This is a genomic window from Deinococcus phoenicis (genome assembly GCF_000599865.1).
In the GTDB taxonomy this organism is placed as follows: domain Bacteria; phylum Deinococcota; class Deinococci; order Deinococcales; family Deinococcaceae; genus Deinococcus; species Deinococcus phoenicis.
Genome location: NZ_JHAC01000031.1, coordinates 19,451 through 37,707, shown reverse-complemented (window position 1 = coordinate 37,707; position 18,257 = coordinate 19,451). Strand labels below are relative to the sequence as shown.

20 protein-coding genes are annotated in these 18,257 nt (G+C 70.2%); 13 read left to right on the top strand and 7 right to left on the bottom strand.

Going from position 1 to position 18,257, the window contains the following annotated elements:
- Nucleotides 1–20: 20 nt before the first annotated feature.
- Nucleotides 21–656 carry a CBS domain-containing protein gene (locus tag DEIPH_RS09940; RefSeq protein WP_034357506.1) on the bottom strand — a complete coding sequence of 212 codons (636 nt, stop codon included), beginning with the start codon at nucleotides 654–656 and terminating at the stop codon, nucleotides 21–23.
- Between the two features lie 177 nt (nucleotides 657–833).
- Here DEIPH_RS09940 and DEIPH_RS09935 point away from each other — a divergent pair, with 177 nt between their 5' ends.
- The 3 genes from DEIPH_RS09935 to DEIPH_RS09925 all read left to right on the top strand — a co-directional run bounded on the left by DEIPH_RS09935 (nucleotide 834) and on the right by DEIPH_RS09925 (nucleotide 2,412).
- Entirely contained in the window at nucleotides 834–1,325 is a 492-nt protein-coding gene (locus DEIPH_RS09935) for an OmpH family outer membrane protein (RefSeq protein ID WP_034357503.1), read from the top strand.
- Nucleotides 1,326–1,437: 112 nt separating this feature from the next.
- Nucleotides 1,438–1,914 (top strand): OmpH family outer membrane protein, encoded by a 477-nt coding sequence (locus tag DEIPH_RS09930; protein WP_034357501.1) that lies wholly within the window; start codon nucleotides 1,438–1,440, stop codon nucleotides 1,912–1,914.
- Nucleotides 1,915–1,977: 63 nt separating this feature from the next.
- Nucleotides 1,978–2,412: a carboxymuconolactone decarboxylase family protein gene (locus DEIPH_RS09925; protein WP_034357500.1), complete on the top strand. Its 435-nt coding sequence runs from the start codon at nucleotides 1,978–1,980 to the stop codon at nucleotides 2,410–2,412.
- Between the two features lie 19 nt (nucleotides 2,413–2,431).
- Here DEIPH_RS09925 and DEIPH_RS09920 read toward each other — a convergent pair whose 3' ends face one another.
- Entirely contained in the window at nucleotides 2,432–3,121 is a 690-nt protein-coding gene (locus DEIPH_RS09920; protein ID WP_034357498.1) for a hypothetical protein, read from the bottom strand.
- Nucleotides 3,122–3,353: 232 nt separating this feature from the next.
- Between DEIPH_RS09920 and DEIPH_RS09915 the strand changes: the two genes are divergently transcribed.
- Entirely contained in the window at nucleotides 3,354–4,115 is a 762-nt protein-coding gene (locus DEIPH_RS09915; RefSeq protein ID WP_034357496.1) for an electron transfer flavoprotein subunit beta/FixA family protein, read from the top strand.
- Entirely contained in the window at nucleotides 4,112–5,068 is a 957-nt protein-coding gene (locus DEIPH_RS09910; RefSeq protein WP_034357494.1) for an electron transfer flavoprotein subunit alpha/FixB family protein, read from the top strand. The genes DEIPH_RS09915 and DEIPH_RS09910 overlap by 4 nt, the downstream gene beginning before the upstream one ends.
- Before the next feature lie 140 nt (nucleotides 5,069–5,208).
- Here the strand turns inward: DEIPH_RS09910 and DEIPH_RS20975 are convergent, their stop codons facing one another.
- Both DEIPH_RS20975 and DEIPH_RS19815 read right to left on the bottom strand, forming a co-directional pair.
- Nucleotides 5,209–5,568, bottom strand: a complete 360-nt coding sequence (locus tag DEIPH_RS20975; RefSeq protein ID WP_034357491.1) for an IS1 family transposase — start codon at nucleotides 5,566–5,568, stop codon at nucleotides 5,209–5,211.
- 53 nt (nucleotides 5,569–5,621) lie between these two features.
- Nucleotides 5,622–5,930 (bottom strand): IS1/IS1595 family N-terminal zinc-binding domain-containing protein, encoded by a 309-nt coding sequence (locus DEIPH_RS19815; protein WP_152544885.1) that lies wholly within the window; start codon nucleotides 5,928–5,930, stop codon nucleotides 5,622–5,624.
- Nucleotides 5,931–6,051: 121 nt separating this feature from the next.
- Here DEIPH_RS19815 and DEIPH_RS09900 point away from each other — a divergent pair, with 121 nt between their 5' ends.
- Nucleotides 6,052–6,705 (top strand): phospholipase A2, encoded by a 654-nt coding sequence (locus DEIPH_RS09900; RefSeq protein WP_034357489.1) that lies wholly within the window; start codon nucleotides 6,052–6,054, stop codon nucleotides 6,703–6,705.
- A 193-nt stretch (nucleotides 6,706–6,898) separates the two neighbouring features.
- On the opposite strand, the gene DEIPH_RS09895 is transcribed toward DEIPH_RS09900, so the two are convergent.
- A complete protein-coding gene (locus tag DEIPH_RS09895; RefSeq protein WP_051517291.1) occupies nucleotides 6,899–7,648 on the bottom strand; it encodes a YkgJ family cysteine cluster protein in 750 nt (249 codons plus the stop codon).
- 34 nt (nucleotides 7,649–7,682) lie between these two features.
- Here DEIPH_RS09895 and DEIPH_RS09890 point away from each other — a divergent pair, with 34 nt between their 5' ends.
- Together DEIPH_RS09890 and DEIPH_RS09885 are read left to right on the top strand one after the other, a co-directional pair.
- Nucleotides 7,683–8,708, top strand: a complete 1,026-nt coding sequence (locus DEIPH_RS09890) for an HD-GYP domain-containing protein (protein WP_034357485.1) — start codon at nucleotides 7,683–7,685, stop codon at nucleotides 8,706–8,708.
- Nucleotides 8,709–8,872: 164 nt separating this feature from the next.
- A complete protein-coding gene (locus DEIPH_RS09885; protein ID WP_152544892.1) occupies nucleotides 8,873–9,625 on the top strand; it encodes a phosphotransferase in 753 nt (250 codons plus the stop codon).
- A gap of 82 nt (nucleotides 9,626–9,707) precedes the next feature.
- Here the strand turns inward: DEIPH_RS09885 and DEIPH_RS19810 are convergent, their stop codons facing one another.
- On the bottom strand, nucleotides 9,708–10,277 hold the full coding sequence (locus tag DEIPH_RS19810) for a hypothetical protein (protein WP_152544884.1): 570 nt from the start codon (nucleotides 10,275–10,277) through the stop codon (nucleotides 9,708–9,710).
- Here DEIPH_RS19810 and upp point away from each other — a divergent pair.
- The 4 genes from upp to DEIPH_RS09865 all read left to right on the top strand — a co-directional run bounded on the left by upp (nucleotide 10,261) and on the right by DEIPH_RS09865 (nucleotide 14,403).
- Nucleotides 10,261–10,884 (top strand): uracil phosphoribosyltransferase, encoded by a 624-nt coding sequence (gene upp / locus DEIPH_RS09880; protein ID WP_034357482.1) that lies wholly within the window; start codon nucleotides 10,261–10,263, stop codon nucleotides 10,882–10,884. The genes DEIPH_RS19810 and upp overlap by 17 nt on opposite strands.
- Before the next feature lie 86 nt (nucleotides 10,885–10,970).
- On the top strand, nucleotides 10,971–12,116 hold the full coding sequence (locus DEIPH_RS09875; RefSeq protein ID WP_034357480.1) for an MraY family glycosyltransferase: 1,146 nt from the start codon (nucleotides 10,971–10,973) through the stop codon (nucleotides 12,114–12,116).
- Nucleotides 12,117–12,221: 105 nt separating this feature from the next.
- Nucleotides 12,222–13,430 carry a non-hydrolyzing UDP-N-acetylglucosamine 2-epimerase gene (gene wecB / locus DEIPH_RS09870; RefSeq protein WP_051517290.1) on the top strand — a complete coding sequence of 403 codons (1,209 nt, stop codon included), beginning with the start codon at nucleotides 12,222–12,224 and terminating at the stop codon, nucleotides 13,428–13,430.
- A gap of 91 nt (nucleotides 13,431–13,521) precedes the next feature.
- On the top strand, nucleotides 13,522–14,403 hold the full coding sequence (locus DEIPH_RS09865; RefSeq protein WP_051517296.1) for a diacylglycerol/lipid kinase family protein: 882 nt from the start codon (nucleotides 13,522–13,524) through the stop codon (nucleotides 14,401–14,403).
- Between the two features lie 88 nt (nucleotides 14,404–14,491).
- Here the strand turns inward: DEIPH_RS09865 and DEIPH_RS09860 are convergent, their stop codons facing one another.
- The gene (locus DEIPH_RS09860; protein ID WP_034357478.1) at nucleotides 14,492–15,202 is read right to left on the bottom strand and encodes a tetratricopeptide repeat protein; all 711 of its coding nucleotides are present in this window, start codon (nucleotides 15,200–15,202) and stop codon (nucleotides 14,492–14,494) included.
- Between the two features lie 168 nt (nucleotides 15,203–15,370).
- Here DEIPH_RS09860 and DEIPH_RS09855 point away from each other — a divergent pair, with 168 nt between their 5' ends.
- The gene (locus tag DEIPH_RS09855; RefSeq protein ID WP_034357475.1) at nucleotides 15,371–18,244 is read left to right on the top strand and encodes a hypothetical protein; all 2,874 of its coding nucleotides are present in this window, start codon (nucleotides 15,371–15,373) and stop codon (nucleotides 18,242–18,244) included.
- The last annotated feature ends 13 nt before the right edge of the window (nucleotides 18,245–18,257 follow it).

Here is an 18,257-nt window from a genome sequence, read left to right as displayed (position 1 = left end):
TGCCTTTGTCTCTGGCCTGGTCAGTCCAGCACGTCGATGCCCGACGCCTGGGCGCGTGCCCGGGCTTCCCGCGCGCCCTCGCCGGTCACGCGCATCACGAAGCGGCGGCGCGGCTGCCCACCCTGGGCGTTGTGGCCGTAGGTCGCCACGCTGATGATGTTGCTGGGCTGGGCGGCGCTGGCCGCGCGCGACAGGCTGCCGGGCATGTCGGGCATGTCGAGCGTGAGGCGGGTTCCGCCCTCCTTCAGGCCCATGATGTCGATAAAGGCGCGCAGCACGTCCGTGATCGTGATGATACCGGTCATCTGCCCGGCGTCGTTCAGCACCGGCAGGCCGCCCACGCCGTGTTCCTGCATCCGCAGCGCGGCGTCTTCCATGTACTCGCTCTCGTGGGCAGTGATGACGGGCCGGGCCATCATCTCGCTGACGGTCAGCTTGCTCAGCAGGTAGTTCAGCTCCCACACGCTCAGGGTGGTGGCCTTGCTGGGCATGGCGTCCTTGAGGTCCTTGCGGGTGGTGATGCCGATCAACCGGCCCCCCTCCATGACGGGCAGGCGGCGAAACCCACGCTCCTTGAGGATCCTCAGGGCGTCCATGACGGGCGTATCGGGCGTGACGGTGATCGGGTCCTTGGTCATCCAGTCGCTGACGAGCATGGCACCCAGCTTACCCCGTCGCCGGCCCCCGTGCTTCTGTGCCGGATGCGTCCATGCCGGGGTGTCTGCCCGCCTGCGCACCGCCGGCCCACGGCCTGATCAGCGGCTGACGGCGCGTGTGAGCCGACTGTGAAAGGGTTCATTCGGCTCAGAAAAGGCCGTGCTAGCTTGGCCGCCATGAAGATGAACGCCAAGGCGCTCGCTCCCCTCGCCATCGTGGCCGCATTCGGCCTGGGGACCCTGGCACCGCATGCCCAGACCGCTCCCCAGAAGATCGGTTTCGTGGACGTGCAAAAACTCCTGTCTTCGCACCCCAACGACAAGGACATCCAGGCGATTCAGCAGAAGGCGAACACTGAACTCGCGCCCCTCGACAAGCAGATCAAGGACATCGACGCCAAGGGCGCTTCGGCCACCGCCGCCGACAAGCAGAACCGCGACGCGCTGATCAAGACCATCCAGGCCAAGGCCAAGACCTACGACGACCAGATGAAGCCCAAGGTCGCCGCCGTCGAGAAGGCCGTGGACACCGCCGTCAACAGCGTCGCCAAGGCCAACGGCTTCAGCATCGTGATGGACCGCAACGTGGCCGCCAGCAGCGGCCTGGTCATCTACGCCGACCCCAGCACCGAGCTGACCGATTCGGCCCTCAAGGCCCTCAAGCCCTGAACCCGAGTGGCCGAGCCACACGGCCCCCGCTCCGCGCGGGGGTTTTGCATGGACCGGCTGCCCCTGGACCGGCGACCCCGGCTTCCGGGACAGCCGGAAAGAGGAGACCCCGATGAGAAACGCTTTCCTGATTCTGCCGCTCGCGCTGCTGATGACCGTGCCCCACGCCCAGCAAAAGGGGAAACGGGTCGGTTTCGTGGACGTGCAGCAGGCGGTCACGGCCCTGCCCGGCAGCAGCACCTATCTGAACCTGAGCAAGAAGGTGGACGCTGACCTGAAGGCCAAACAGACCAACCTCCAGCAGCTCGCGGCCCGGGCGGCCAGCTCACGCAGCGCCGCTGACCGGCAGGCCCTCCAGAAAGCGCAGCAGAGCTTCGTGAGCGCGCAGCAGGGTTACCAGCAGCGCCTGGCGACCGAGTTCAAGCCCCTGGCCTCCCGGATCAACTCGGCGGTGGCGAGCGTCGCCAAGGCCAACGGCTACTCGGTCGTGATGGACCGCCGCGTGGCCGCGCAGTCCAACCTGGTCGTGTACGCCAACAACCAGTCCACCGATCTGACCGCCGCCGTCGTCAAGGCTCTCAAAAAGTAAGCGCCCGGCTCTCTCGGTCAGGCCCATCCTCTGTGCGGGGGTGGGCCTGCTACGCTGCCCCGCATGACGGACGGCCCCAGAGAGCAGGAAAAGTCAGGACCGCAGGCAGAAGGGCCGTCGGCCCGGCAGCAGATTTTCGGCGCGCAGGAAGAACGCATCCTGGACCGCCTCGCGGCGCTGGACCCGGACCTGATGGCGTACGTGCGGGACTTCGCCTATGACACGGTGTACGAGCGGCCCGGCCTGGACCTCAGGACCAAGGAGCTGATCGCCTCGGCCCTGCTGGTGTCGCTGGGCAGCCCGGCGGAACTCCGCACCCACCTGCGCGGCGCGCTGCGGGCCGGGGCCAGCGAGCAGGAGGTGCGCGAGGCCCTGTTGCTGTGCGTGCCGTATCTGGGGTTTCCGCGTGTGGTGGCCGCCTTCGCGCAGCTTCAGGCATTGCTGGAGGTCCGGCAGCCCCAGGAAAAGCAAGACAAGACCCCCACCCGCGAGGGGTGAGGGCCTCTGGCCTGAGCGTTCAGAAGCTGGTCTTGATGCCGATCCGGGCCTTGAAGACCGTGCCGGGGCGGACGAACTGGTTGCTCACGTCGTTGTAGCCCGCGTCGCTGCGTGTGTAGGTATCGACGTTGCCGTTGCTGCTGGTGACGTTGATCGAGGAGCCGAAGAACTGGTCGATGCCCAGGTCGCCCACCAGGCTGATGTTGCCCGCCAGGGCGTAGCTGACCATCACGCCCGCGCCGATGCCGAAGGCGCTGCTGGAATAGGTCGTACTGCCGCTGTTGCCGTAGTCGGCGGTGCTGCGGAACATGCCGTAGCGCCCGCCCGCGTACAGGGTGGTCCCCACGCCCGGCGTCACTTCGCCCAGGCTGTAGGTGCCGTCGAGGCTGACGACCGTGCGGCTGCCCGACTCGGTCGCCACGCCGTCGGCCTTGGCCTGCCCGAAGGTGTAGGTGGTGGGGAACAGCACGCCCACCGGATCGACGGGGCTGTTGTCGTTGATCGAGTCGCTGGGGCGCGTGAAGCTCACGCCCGCCTTGACACCGATGGGGCCGGCGACGTTGGGCACGTGGACGAACGCCTCACCGCTCAGACCGCCCGCGTAACCGCCGGTCAGACCGAGTTCGACGCCGTTCAGGCCGGTGCTGTAGGTTTGCGCGCCCGCGGTGGCGAGGCCGGCGCTGAGGGTCAGGGCAAGAAGCTTTTTCATATCGATTCGTAGCCTGCCTCACCAAGATGAGCGCCCGACTTCATGAGTTTCACGGGCACTTTATGAACCGGAAAGCGGGGCGTCAGGTCCGACCGCCTGGCCGGGGCCGACGCTGGCGTGAACCTGAAGCGCCTGCTAAACTTGAACCGAGTCTAATTTGTCATGCTGCGTGTTCGGGACTGCGGTATGACTGCTGCTCCGGGTGTATCTCTCACCTATCCTTGGAGGACCCATGAAGATTCTGACCCTAGTCCGTCAAGTTCCCGACGCGGAAGCCCGCGTCAAGATCAATGCCCAGAACGTGGACCTGGAGGGCGCGACCCTCGTGATCGACGGGATGGACGAGTACGGCGTCGAGGAGGCCCTGCGGCTGCGCGAGGGCGGCGCGAACGTCGAGGAGATCGTCGCCCTGGCGGTTGGCCCCAAGCGCGTCGAGGACGCCCTGCGGACCGCCCTGGCGATGGGCGTGGACCGTGCCATTCACGTCGAGACCGATCAGGCGCTCGACCCGGTGGCCCTCAGCCGCGTCGTCGCGCAGGTCGCGCAATCGGAAGGCGCGGGCCTGATTCTGGTCGGCGGGCAGGAGGCCGACTGGGACAGCCAGGCCCTCGGGGCCGCCACCGCCGAGCGCCTGGGCTGGCCGCAGCTCACCTGGACCAACGAGCTGGCGGTCGAGGGCGACACCCTGACGGGCCGTCACGACGTGGACGATGGCAACGAGAGCTTCCGTGCGCCTCTGCCCGCCGTGGTCACCACCCAGCAAGGCCTCAACGAGCCGCGTTACCCGACGCTGCCCAACATCATGAAGGCGAAGAAAAAGGAACTCCGCAAGGAAGACCTGGGCCAGTACGGCGCGCAGCCCCTCGTCCGGGTCGTGAACAGCGAGATCCAGACCCGCGCCCGCCTGAACCGGATGATCGACGGCAAGGACCCGCAGGCCGCCGCCGAACAGCTGCTCGACCTCCTGCGCAACGAAGCGAAGGTGCTCGCATGATCCTGATCGTCGCCGAACACGCGGGCGGCAAGCTCGCCAAGTCCACCCTGGAAATGGTCAGCGCCGCCAGAGAGTCTGGGCGCGAAGGCCCCGTCACGGTCCTCGTGCTGGGCCAGGGCACCGCAGACGTGGCGAACGACGCCGCGAAGTATGCCGATCAGGTGCTGGTCGCGGACCTGCCGCAGCTCGCCACCTACAACGCCGAGGTGTGGGCCGCCGCGACCGCCCAGATCGCGCAGGAAGGCGAGGCCAGCACCGTCGTCATCGGCGGGAGCCGTTCGGGCCGCGAGTACGCCCCCCGCGTGGCCGTGAAGCTGGACGCGCCCTACCTCGAAGACGTGATCCGGCTGTCTGCTAACGGAAACGCCCTTCAGGCGCAGCGTTACACCTACCTCGCCCGCGTGACCGAGACGGTGGAGGCCGAGGCCCCCGTGATCGTGGTGACGGTGAAGCCCGGCTCCTTCGCGCCCGCCGCCCCCGCTGCCGCCGCCGGCGAGCAGTACGACGTGGAACTCGACCTGCCCGCCCCCCGCGTGGAGGTGACGGGCAAGAGCGTCGAGAAGAGCAGCCGCGTGGCCCTGACCGAGGCGGACGTGATCGTGACGGGCGGGCGCGGCGTGGGCAGCCCCGAGAACTTCGCCACCTACGTCGAGGGTCTGGCCGACCGGATTGGGGCGGGCGTCGGCGCGACCCGCGCAGTCGTGGACGCGGGCTGGCGGCCCTATGCCGAGCAGGTGGGCCAGACCGGCAAGACCGTGCAGCCCAAGGCGTATGTGGCGCTGGGCGTCAGCGGGGCGGTGCAGCACCTCAGCGGCATGGGTAAGAGCAAGTACATCATCGCCATCAACAAGGACGCCGAGGCCCCGATCTTCAAGGTCGCGGACTACGGCATCGTCGGCGACGTGAACCAGATCGTGCCCGCGCTGATCGAGGCCGCCGGAAAGTCCCAGTAGCAAGGCCCCAGGCGAAAGGCCCCGGAGCAAGGTACAGCCAGCACAGTCACCGCACGCCCTTCAGGCCGCTTCCTTCCAACCGGGGGGAGCGGCTTTCCTGTTGCCCCCAGCCGGGCGATAACCCGGGCGGGTCGTGGCTTTTAGGGTAATGACAGGTTGTAGCGGTGGAGGAAGAGCCAGACGAGGGTTTCGAAGTTGACCCGACTGCGGGCGAACGACAGACTTTTGCGCACCAGATGGGCCAATCTCAGGCGGAGGGTGGCGTTGAAGCGTTCGATGTGCTGGGTTCCCCCGAGGCGGTGCAAAGCCCCGAAGACTACACTCCGGTATTCCCGCAAGCCATCGGTGTGACAGACAGCGTCAAGGTAGGGCGTGGGGAGGCTTTGCCAGAGTCCAAAGGCGCCTGGTGCGTCTCGCTGCCCGATGAAGCGCCCGACGATTCGTCGGGTGGTCCGGTCCATCGCCAACCAAATCCACAGCCGCCGGTCCTGACGACCCACGAACGTGCATCACTCATCGCACGCCAGCACCAGCGCCGCTGGTGCTGGCGTGCTCAGGCTTTTTTTGCTGGTTCGTCAGCTTGTTGGAAGCTGTGCTGGACGCTCTTCCCCAGCTTCATCAGGTGCAGCCGGAACCAGGAGCGACTCACCCCCGTGACCCGACAAATGCCTCGGTGGGAGATGCGTTCAGTCAGCAAACGGTCCACCAACGCCTCGGTTTCCGCTGAAATCCGGTGTTGTGGAGGATGGAGGGTGAACTGATGGCCGCAGACCCGGCACAGGTAACGCTGCCTCCCGGTATGGGCATGGCCATTTTTGACGGTGGAGACGCCACCGCACGCTGGGCAATCAGGACCGTTCATGCTTCATTGAACGCCCCTCATGCCTCGAAATCCACCACCACCCGGGCGATAACACTTCCCTTACACCTGCGCGGCTACACTGGGAAAACAGCCCCCATCCCTTTTTCCCTCAGGAGCGTGCATGAAAAACCTCGCTGCCCTCGCCGTCACCCTGGTCACCGCCCTCGCCGCGTGTGGAACGTCGCCCACCGCCTCTGCCCCCGGCACCCCAGGCCCCGGCAGCCTGACCGCCGACTACGTGGCCCGCCCCGAGCTTCAGGACGCGGGCAGTCAGGCGATCCTGGCGCGGTACGGCAACGACCCCGGCCTGCTCGCCGCGCTTCAGGAGGCGTATGGGGAGCGGCCCGCCGACCTGACGCGGCCCGCTGCGCCCACCATGACCGGTCTGGACCTCGCCAGCGACCGCCTCGCGTACATCAAGCGGGTGGCGTGGGGGACGGTGGAGGCTTACAACGGCGAGTACGCGAACCGGAGCGCGGTGAACGCCCGCTATCCCGGCCTGGACTGGTCCCGCGACGGTTGCAGCGCCCCCGACGGCGTGGGCCTGGGCTACCGCGAGGATTTCCGGCCCGCCTGCAACGTGCATGACTTCGGCTACCGTAACCTCAAGGTGTACCAGCGCACCGACGCGAACCGTCTGGCCACCGACGACGCCTTTTACGTGAACATGAAGGGCATCTGCGCCGCAAAAAGCTGGTACAAGGAACCGCCCTGTTACGCCGCCGCCTACGCCTATTACCAGGGCGTCCGGGTGGGCGGGAGCAGCAGCTTCTAGAGCATTTGTCAAAAAGAGACCTACTTTTTGACCGAGCGGAGCGAGTGAAAGAGGGAGAGCGTTTGGGAGAATGGAACCGTTGGAGGCGCTTTCCCTCCAACGGTGTAATTCGGACAAATGCTCTAGCCCGGTTCACCGAACGGGGCCGCTCCTTTTCCGCAGGAGCGGCCCTTGCCTGTCTCCGGGGTTCGGCTCAGCCGATTTCCAGCACCGCCGCGTGTGCCAGCCCCGCCGCCTTCGCCGCCCGCCACGCCCCCCGCGCGTCCCCACGGGCGACCTGCTCCATAAAGGCCGCGCGCCGCGCCAGCGTGGTCATCACCCAGAAGTCGCCCCAGGCTTCCAGGCCCCACTCGGCGCGCATGGCCTTGGCCGCCGCCGCCCAGACGGGTTCGGAGAGGTGTTCCAGCGGCGCGATGAAATGCAGTTCGCCGTCGGTGCCGGGGGTGCGGGCCACCTCGCGGTGGTACCCCTCGCGCTCGCGGCGGGTCATGGCTTCCCAGGCTCCGGCCTCGCAGTAGCGGGCGGGCAGGGCGCTGAAGGTGTCGCGGCAACGGGTCGGGCGCACGTCGTAGCGGGTGCAGCCGCCGCTCTCCCGGTCCAGCAGCGGGCAGAAGCCGACCTCGGTGCGGTGGCGCTCCACATACACGTTCTCGTCGGGGGCCGTGCGGGCGTTGTGCAGCACCTTGCGGGCGTGGGCCTCGACCCGCGCGGCCTCCTCGTCCGTGAGGGCCTGGGCGGTGACCAGCGCCTCGGCCAGACTCACGCGGATCGGCATGTTGCAGCAGGCGAAGCAACCCGCCCCGCAGAACACGCGCCCGCCGCGCTCCTGATACCGCGCCGTCCACGCCTGCGCCCGCCGCGTGTAGGCCGCGTACCCGCGCTGGACGGGGTCCGTCACGCGCGAGAAAGGAGAGGAGGAGGTGGGGGAGAGAAGACGCGTCACCCGTGCAGGGTAGCGCGGGTATACTGAGCGGAACGTGTTCCGACGCTCCCGTCCGCAGCCCGCGCCAGCGCCCGGGCCAGACCCCCACAAGTCCGGTGCCCTGCCGCCGGCCGAGGCTCCCGACGCGACCCGCGTCCTGGCCGATCTGCTGGCGCGTCCCAGCATGGAAGGCATGTTGGAGGGTGCCCTGGCGCACGCCGTCACGCTGCTGGGTGGGCAGGCGCAGGGGTACGCCGTGCTGCGCCGGGGCCAGGACCGGGTGGCGGCGGTCTTCGGCTATCCCAAGTCGCTGATCGGGACGGTTCTCAGTGGCCCCTGGGCCAGCATGCGCCCCCGCCTCCTGCCCGGCGGGAGCCGCGAACTGTATGAGCTGAACCCGCCGGAGGTGGGGGCGCTGCTCGATCAGGCCGGGATGCGCGACGTGCCGCTGACGCTGGTGGTGCCGCTCAGCGACCGGGGCCGCAACCTGGGGGCGCTGGTGCTGGACCGCACCTCGCCGGAGGGGGTCACGCCCACGCAGCAGGAGGCCGTCACCCGCTGGGGCACGGCCGCCGCGCCGCTGCTGGGCCTGCTCGACTCGCGCGACGACTGGCGGCAGACCGCCCGGCAGATCACCTCGGCCCTGGTCGAGGCGGTCGAGAGCCGCGAGTTCGACGCGCTGGGGCACGGGCAGGCCGTCGCGGACACGGCCATGCGGCTGGGCCGCGCGGTGGGGCTGGTCGAGCGTGAACTCGAAGAATTGTGGTACGCCGCGATGCTGCACGACATCGGCAAGCTCCACGACGAGGCCGGGCATGCCCAGGTGGGCGCGAACTTCCTGCACGGCGTGCCGCACCTCGCCCAGGCGCAAAAAGCCATCCGCCACCACCACGAGCGCTGGGACGGCCAGGGCGACCCCGACCGGCTGGTCGGTGAGGATATCCCGCTGTATGCCCGCATTCTGGCCGTCGCCAACGCCTCCGTGCGCCTGGGGGACCCGCAACGCCTGAAGGCGCAGGCGGGCCAGAGCCTCGATCCCCGGCTGGTGGGCCTGCTGGAAAAGCTCTCCCAGAGCGGCTAGGGGAGAGGCGGTGCGGGGGGCGCGGGCGGCGGGACCCTTTTTGCCCGCGTCCCGCGCCCGTCTTCCCCTGCCCTTCTCCCCGCTATGATGCGCAGGTGATTCCGGGCGGCCCGCCATCCCACCGTTTTCCCGTGCTGGAAGCCCGCTTCGGTGCCCTGACGCCGATGGATACGGGCATGCAGAGCCGGGTCTACGCCGCGCCCGGCGGCGACGTGGTCGTGAAGGTGTACCGCAACCAGCAGGGCGAACACCGCCTGGAGGCGCAGAACATGCGCCGCGCCGATCTGGGCGGCTGGGTGGTCGATACCGTCGAGGCCGACGGCGTCGAGGCGCTGGTCCTGCGCCGCTTTCCGGGGCGGCCCCTGCACGCCGCCGACATTCCCGCCGCCCTGCCCCGCCTGCGCGGGATTCTGGGGGCGCTGCACCGCGAGCGGGAAGGCTGCGTGGACCTGAAGCGGGTGCGTGAGCGCCTGAAACGCTTCCGCAGTGCGCTGGCCGCCTATCCCCTCGAAGACCTGTTTGACGCGGTGGAGGTGCCGCTGGAACGGGGCCTGCTCGACCAGCCCGCCGCGTTCTGTCACCTCGACCTGTGGCACGACAACATCCTGATCGAACCCGGCGGCGAGGTGCTGGTGATCGACTGGACCAAGGCGGGCTGGGACGACCCCCTGCGTGACATCGCCCTGCTGAAGACCGGCACGCTCGACCTGCTGGGCCTGGACGCCAGCCTGGACGCGGCCCTGACCTTCCTGCCCGACCACGCGCCCACGACCCTCACGCGGCTGCGGGCCTACCTGGCCCACACCTACCTGCACGACCTGTACTGGTTCCTGATGAACGAACCCTACGAGTTCGACCGGCAAAGGCGCCTGAAGTTGCCGCGTGCCCGGCATGTGCTGGCGCGGCTGCCGGGGTAGTGCCCTCCGTTGCAGGTATGGGCCGTAACTCAAGAAGCTGCACAGCCTCTTATTCGGTGACACCTCTCCTGAGAAGGTGGCCCTACAGTTCGGACAAATCGATACGTGACGAGCGTGACAGCTTGACCCCCGTGTGTCTCATCGCTTTCAACAAGGGCGCTATGCGTGCGTCTACATCGCCAAGTTTGAGAGGCTCGCATGGGTAGGCGACAAGTGCATACTGTTTTGGATTGTATGTTAGATGCGTCATAGCATCAAAGACATACAGCCCTTTTTCTGCCAGGATGAGGTCTTCTTCATGAGCTGTGTAACGGTGGTTTGCAAGAAGTATCTCCACATCAATACCGGAGGCGGCCCCGGTCATTATCGGAAGATCGTCCACATAAGTGTAGAGTATATCGAACTCCTCTTTGTCCACGAAAGATGTCCTGGGAATATATCCTGTGCCTCCGGTGGTGAGGATGGCAATTTCGTCATTGACATCGACCAGTAACCAGGAGATATCCAAGTACGTCAACTCTTCGTCAGTAAATCTGGACATCAGCTTCTCTCGTGTCTTCTGAGTGGCAAGAGATGGCTTGTGGGAGCAACAGCGTACCACCATCAGGACATACAGCCCGCAGTATGGTGGGGCCATGATCACCATCGTCACCCACCCCCTCGTGCAACACAAGCTCTCCCTGATGCGCGACGTCACCACGGGCGTCAAGGAGTTCCGCGAACTCGCCGCCGAGGTCTCCATGCTGCTCGCCTACGAGGCGATGCGCGACCTGGAACTCGAACCCACCCGCCTGCAAACGCCCATCCAGGAGGGCGACTTTCCGATGCTGAGCGGCAAGAAGCTGGCGCTGGTCGCCATTCTGCGCGCGGGGCTGATCATGACGGACGCCATCGTGAATCTGGTGCCCGCCGCCAAGGTGGGGCATATCGGCCTGTACCGCGACCCCGGCACGCTCCAGCCGGTCGCCTACTACAACAAGCTCCCCGCCGACATCGCCGAGCGCCGCGTGTTCCTCACCGACCCGATGCTCGCCACCGGCGGGAGCGCCAGCGCCGCCATCGCCTCCCTGAAGGCGGCGGGCGCACAGAGCATCAAGCTGATGTCCATCCTCGCCGCCCCGGAAGGTGTCGCCGTCATCGAGCGCGACCACCCCGACGTGGACATCGTGGTCGCCGCCGTCGACGAGCGCCTGAACGACCACGGCTACATCGTGCCGGGCCTGGGGGACGCGGGCGACCGCATCTACGGGACCAAGTAGCGGCGCGGGAACGGGGAGGCACCGGGGCGTCCACCTTTCGCCGGACGCCCGTTCCCCGCCTTCAGCCTTTAGACTCCGGTCAGCTTATGGAGTCCCTCAAGGCGCTGGCGGCGCAATTCGGTATCGCGGACCTGTTCGGGCGCGGTTTTCTCAGCGTGCTGCTCACGTTCCTGACGGCGTGGGTGTTTACCTGGCGGTTCATTCCACGGGTGCGGGCGTTCGCCATCAAGGTCGGGTGGGCGGACATGCCCAATGCCCGGCGGCTCAACAAGGAACCCATCGCCAACGCGGGCGGCCTGGCGATCTTCGCGGGCTTCCTGGTGAGTGTGGTGGCCGCCTGGGCGCTGCGGCCCATCGTGATCGAGCAGGTGAACATTCAAGTGCTGGCGATCTTGCTGGGCGCGTCGGTGCTGGTGCTGGTGGGGTTCATCGACGACCAGTACGAGCTGTCCCCGGCCTTCCGGCTGCTGGTGCAGGTACTCGCGGCCGTACTGCTGATCGTGAACGGGCTGAAGATCGACTTCAACGCCGTTCCCTTTCTGCCGGTGCTGCCCGCGGCTGTGAACGGTCCCCTCAGCGTCCTGCTGACGGTCGTGTGGGTGGTGGGCCTCACCAACGCCGTGAACCTGATGGACGGCGTGGACGGCGTGGTGGGTGGCGTGGGCTTCGTGGCGAGCATGGTGCTGCTGGTCACCGCTGCCCAGTTCCCCGACCGGGCGGCGGTGGTGGTGCTGCTGGCAGGACTGGCGGGGGCCGCGCTGGGCTACCTGAGGCATAACTTCAATCCCAGCCGCATCTTCATGGGGGACGCGGGGGCTTACCTGTTTGGCTACACCCTGGCCGCCGTGAGCCTGCTGGGGACCCTCAAGGTCAGTGCCGGGGCCAGCCTGCTGGTGCCCCTGCTGGTGATGGCGCTGCCCATTCTCGACACCACCCAGGTCGTGATCGGGCGGCTGGCGCGCGGCATCCGCAATCCCCTCGGGCACCCCGACAAGACCCACATCCACCACCGGGTGCTGGCCCGCACCGCCTCCGCCCGGCGCACCGCCGTGATCCTGTGGGGCGTGGCGCTGGTCTGCGGCGTGGTGGGGATGCTGGCGCAGGGCGTGCCGCTGCCCGCGATCGGGGCGACGGTGGTGGCCGTGCTGCTGTGCCTGTGGTTCGTGGCCTACCGCCGGGTGCGGGCGCTGGACCGGGAAACCCTGGCCGCCACGCCGGAACAGGGCCGCTGAACAGGGCCGCTGAGAAGGCGTGCCCTGCGCCGTGGGGAGGTGGGGCCAGGCAGGTCCGGGCCTCCCCGCTCTTCCGGGCATGGGCACTTTGATAGCGTGACCGCGATGAGCGACCCCGCCCGCCCTTCCCACCCCAAACGCATTGTTCTCGCCTTCGGCACGCGGCCCGAGGCGACCAAGATGGCCCCTGTCTACGCGGCGCTTCAGGCACAACCGGGGCTGACGCCGCTGATTCTCTCGACCGGGCAGCAGCGCCAGATGCTCGACGAGGCGCTGGCCGTCTTCGGCCTGACCCCCGACGAGGACCTGAACGTGATGACCAACCGGCAAACCCTCGCGGAGCTGACCGGGCGCATCGTGCCGCAGGCGGGCCGCAAGCTGCGCGAGATGGGGGCCGACATGGTGCTGGTCCACGGCGACACCACCACCTCGTTCTGCGTGGCCCTGAGCGCCTTTTACGAGGGCATCCCGGTGGGGCACGTCGAGGCGGGGCTGCGCAGCGGGAATATGCGGGAACCCTTCCCCGAGGAGGCCAACCGCCGCCTGACGGGCGTGCTGAGCGACCTCGACTTCGCGCCGACCCCCGGCAGCCGCGCGAACCTGCGGCGCGAGGGCAAACCCGAAGAGGGCCTCTTCGTGACCGGACAGACCGCCGTGGACGCGGTGCGCGAGGTGGCTGGACGGGTGCCGCTGCGGCCCGAGTGGCAGGCGCGGCTGGACGCCGGGCAACGCCTGGTGACGGTCACCATGCACCGCCGCGAGAACCTGCCAGGGATGGCCGAGATGGCCGAAGCCCTGGCGGACGTGGCCCGCGCCCACCCCGGTACACATTTCGTCTATCCCGTTCACCTGAACCCCGCCGTGCAGGAGGCGGTGCGCCCGGCCCTGGGGCAGCTTCCCAACTTCGAGCTGACCGAGCCGCTCGACTACGCGCAGATGGCTCCCCTGATGGCCGCCTCGGCCCTGCTCGCCACCGACTCCGGCGGCTTGCAGGAGGAAGGCGCAGCGCTGGGCGTGCCGGTGGCGGTGCTGCGCAACGTGACCGAGCGGCCCGAGGGCGTGGAGGCGGGCGTGCTGACCCTCGCCGGAAACGACCCGGCCCAGCTGCGCGCCGTCCTGGGCGGTCTGCTGAGCGACGCAGAGCCGCTCGCCCGGATGCGCGCCGCCCGCAACCCCTACGGCGACGGGCAGGCGTCCGGGCGCATCGCCCAGGCCATCGCCTGGTTCTTCGGCCTGGCGGAGAAGCCGGCGGACTGGTCCCCGGCGGACGGCGGCGCGGAGAGGGCCACGGCCCCGGCCGACACCGTATCCTGAACCCCACGTGACCGCTGCACCTTCCGCCTCGACTTCAGCCGCCCCGTCCCTTTCCGGGCCGCCCCCTTCCCCGCGACCTTACGCCGTCGTCCTGAACCCGGCGGCCGGGCGCGGGCTGGCCCGGCGCGAGTGGCCCCGGCTGGAAGCGGAACTGCGTGCCCGCCGCCTCCCCTTCGAGCTGATCAGTGAACCCGGCGGGGAGGCGGCCCTGGCCCGCGTGCAGGCGCTTCCGGCGGAGGTGGCGGTGCTGGCGGTCGGGGGAGACGGCACGGTGGGGGCGCTCCTGCCTGCCCTCGTGGGCACGGGAAGGCCGCTGGGCATCGTGCCGCTGGGAAGCGGGAACGATTTCGCGGGCATGCTGGGGCTGAAGGCCGGGGATTTTGCCTCGGCTCTGGGCCGCCTCGCCTTTGCCCCCCGGCGGGTGGACGCCCTGCGGGCCACGGTTCTGGGAGGAGACGGGGCCGGGACCTCGCACCTGCTGCTCAACGGCCTGGGCCTGGGTTTCGATGCCCAGGTGACGGCCCTGACCCTGCGTGCCCCGGCCCGGCTGTCGGGCTTCGGGCGCTACGCCTGGGCGGCCCTCGCGGCGCTGCGCGGGCTGACCCTCACGCCCGTCATGGTGGAGGTGGACGGGCAGGTCCTGTATGCCGGGCCGAGTTGCCTGACCGCCGTGATGAACGGCACACGCTACGGCGGCGGCTTTCACATCAGCCCCGCGTCCGACGTGCGCGACGGGCAGCTCAATGCCCTGGCGAGCGGCCCCGTCACCCGCGCGCAACTCCTGGCCCTGATGGGCCGCGTCCTGCCGGGCCGCCACCTCGGGCAGCCGCGCGTCTTCCACGTCGCAGGCCGGACGGCGACCGTGACCTGGGCACGCCCCACATACCTGCACCTCGACGGCGACCTCGCCGGACAGGTGACCGGGGTCCGGGTGGAGGTGCTGCCGGGGGCGGTGACGCTGCTGAACGGGTAGCGGTCGGCTTCCAGCACATCCAGCAAAAGAAGATGCCCCGGCAAAGGCTGGGGCATGTCGTTGTGCGGGGGACGGGAAGCCGGCCGCTTTACTGCAACTTGGCCAGTTGCGCCTTCGCTGCCTCCAGGTCGCGCTTTTCCCAGAAGGTGTCGGCGGGCAGGCTGACCGCCTTCTGAAGCTGGGCGGCGGCCCCGGCCTTGTTGCCCTGGAGGAGCAGGGCGTTGGCGTACTCGATGCGGTGGACGGCCACGTTCGGTTCCAGGGCGATGGCCTTCTCGAAGTTGGGGACGATCTGGGCCTTCTTCGCGCCCGTCAGGAAGGTGGCGGCCCCGCCCTTGCTCACCAGGTTGGCGTGCCACAGGCCCAGGGCGACGTAGGCCCCGGCCATGTTGGGCCGCAGACGGATGGCCTGGTCGAGATTCTTCTTCATGTCCCCGGCGAGGTTCAGGCTGTTCAGAATCCCGCTGTACTGCGCCAGGCGGCCCTGCGCGCGCGCCAGCTCGAAGTAGGCGTCGGCGTTGTTCTTGTCGAGCGCGATGGCCTGCCGGGCGTAGCCCTGCGCCTTCTCGAACAGGGGCTTTTTCTGCGCGTCGGCGCTGAGGCCCGCGCCGGCGGTGGTGGCCTCGGCGGCCAGGGCGAAGCCCGCGCTGGTGTTCAGGGCGGCGGCGGCGGTGGCGGCTTCCTGCCATTTGCCCTGGTCATACAGGGACTGGGCCGCCTGCTGGCTCTGGGCAACGGCGGTCACGGCAACGGCGAGGGCCAGGGTCACGAGAGTCGAACGAAGAGGGGCTGGGCGCATGGGTTCCTCCTGGGAAGGGCGTGGGTATGCCTGGGAATTGTCGAAAACTGGACCGAGTATACACAGGCCGGGCTGGAAAGTCTGACGGGGTCGTCAGACACGTGCTGGACCTTCCCTTGTTGCACCGGGTTCAATCTCGGGGACCGGGAGTGGTAGCCTCGGCTCACCTTGGACTGGAAAGGCATCCTGGCCGATCTGCGCGCGCACCTGCCCCCCACGCCGGAGGGCGGACGCGGCGTGCGCGGCAGCCTGCGCTGGCTGGAGGCCGAGATGCGCGCCCGGCACGCCAACCCCGCCTCGGTCCGCAACATCGTGTACCGGGACGTGGGGAGGCCCGCCGATAAGGCGGTCTTGCGCGCCATCCTCGCGGACCTCGCGCGGGAGGCGGGCCGACCTCTGGTCGCCGCCGTCACGCCGCCCCCGGCCCCCCTTCCCGACGAGCTGGAACTGCTGGGCCGCAGCAAGAAACGCGCGTACAAGCAGTTCCTGGCGGGCCTCCGGGCGGGCCGGGCGCCCCGGCTGATCGTGACGGGCCGCGCCGGAGCGGGCAAGACCGTCCTGATCGACCATCTGGAACGCGCCCTGCCGGGCCTGGGCGTGCCGGACGTCCGGCGGCTGAACCTGAGCGGTGACGCGGGCGCGGCGCTGGCGCTGGCCCCGGCGGGCCGCTCCTTCGCGGAGGGGGCGCAGGCGCAGGCGGACGCGGCCAGGCGTGCCTTTCCCGCGCCGCCCGGCGTGCTGCTCGCGCGCGTGACGGCGGACCTGAACTTCGGTGGGGAGCCGCCCCGCTGGCCGGACGGTGCGCCCGCGCCCGCCGCTGCCTGGGCCGCCGAGGCCCTGCTGCGCCGCGCCCCGCCCGGTGTGGCCGTGCTGCTGGCCCTGGAGGACACGGCGGAGGTGCCGGACGGGCTGGCTGAGGTCATCGAACTGCGGCCCCCCACCCCCGCCGAGGCCCGCGCCTACCTGATGGCCCGCCTGGGCGTGACCCGCGACCGGGCCGACGCGCTGGTGCGCGAGACGGGCCGCCACCTCGACCGCCTGACGCTGCTGGCTGGGAGCGGGCCGGACGGCGCGGCCCCGGAGCGGTTGCTGGCCGACCTGGACGTGCGGCGGCTGGCGGCAGCCCTCGCGGCCCTGCCCGCCGGGGAGGCTGGGAACGTCCCGGACGCGGCGCTGGCGGCCGCGCTCGGCACCTCTGCCCGGGCGTTGCCCCCCCATGCGCGCGCGCTGCTGCGGGAAAACGGCTCTGCCTGGACCCCTGTCCCGGCCCTGCGGGCGGCGCTGCCCCAGGTTCCGGCCCGGGAACGGGAAGCCGCGCTGCGCCGCCTGCTCTCCGCGCCGTTCGTGCCCGACCTCGCCCCGGCCCGGCTGGCGGCCCTGGCGGCCCTGCGCGAGTGGAGCGCCCTGGCCGCGCACGTCGCCGCCCAGCCCGACGACGCCCAGTTCCTTCCGCCGCTGTGGCCCCAGGTCCGGGCGGGCGCGCGGGGAGAGGTCCGCGAGGCGCTGGCCCGCGCCGTCGCCGCCCACCACGCCGGACGCGGCGAGTACGACGAACCGCGTGCCCGCGACGCCCTGTTCACGCTGCTGGAATCCCCGAATCCGGCGGCGCGGGGCTGGGCGCGGGTTAAACTCGCGGAGAGCAGCGTGGACGCCGGGAACTTCGGGGCCGCTGCCGCGCAGCTCGCCCACCCCGAACTCGCCGCCGTGCTGGCGGGTGCGCCGGACGCCTGGACGGTGGCGGCGCAGGCCGACGCGCTGCTGGTGCAGGCGGCGCTGGCCCGCTGGCGCGGCGACCTGGACGCGGCCACCCGCGCGGCCACCGACCCGCGCACGGCCCACGGCGGCCCGCGCGCGCACCTGTGGCGCGGCCTGATCGCCAAGGACGCGGGCGGCTGGCCCGAGGCGCTGCGGCACCTGCATCTGGTCCCCGCGACCAGCCCACTGCTCTCCGCCCGCGCGCTGTATCAGGAAGGAGACCTGCGCCTGCGCCTGGGGCAGCCGCAGGCCGCGCTGACGGCCCTCACGGGGGCCGCCGAACGCCTGGAAGCGGCCGGGGGCAGCGCCGAGGAACGCGCCCGCGCGCTGGCCCGCGCCGCGACCGCCCTGCGCCGCCTGGGCCGTCCGGCCGAGGGCCGCGCGTTCCTGCACCGCTCGCTCGCCCTGCTGCCGGAAGGGGAGGGAAGGGGCGGCCGCGACGACGCGGTGCTGCGTGCCCGCCTGCTCAGCGAGGGGGTGCCGATTCTGCTGGCCCTGGGGCGGCCCGACGCGGCGCTCGCGGACGCGGCCTGCGCCCTGCACCTGCTCGCCCGGCCCGGCCCCCGCCGCGCGGAGGCGGAATACCGCACGCGCCGCACACACTACCGGGTGGCGCTGGCGTACCTGACGCGCGGCCTGGGCCTGCCGTACCTCCAGCCCTTCGCGGGCGCCCGCCGCGACCACCCCGACCTCGTCCATGCGCGGGCGCTGCTGGACGCGCACCTGGCCCACCCGCCCGCCCCCAGCGACCGCGAGGAGGTCCTGGCCTTCGATCTACAGCTCAGCCGGGCGCTGGCCGACCCCGATCCGCAGGCAGCGCTGGACTACACGGCCCGCGCCCTCGCCATGACCGATCACCCCTATGCCGAGGCGCAGGCCCGCGCCCTGTCCGCCGAGGCGCGGCTGCGGGCTGGTCAGGACGGCGCGGCCCTGGCCGAGATCAACCGCGCGCACGCCCTGATCCGCCGGGTACAGGCGGGTCTGCCCGGCACTTCCGGCGCGGACCCCGGCCTGGGCGCGCAACTGCTGGCGCTGGAGGCGCGCGCCACCATCCTCGACGGCGCACACACCCTGCGTTGGCTGCGCGACGCCCTGGCCGACCCGGCCCTCGCCCCCTTCCGGTCCGGCGTCTGGCGCGAGGCGGGCCGTGCCCTGGAACAGCGGCATCCCCAGCCGGGAGCCGTCCTGCGGGCGCTGCATCCCGGCTGGGAGGCGGGAACGTTCCGGGTCCGCGACGCCCTGGGCCTGCTGGAGACGGCCGTGGAACCAGGGACCAGGCAACCGTGACCGGGCCATGAAC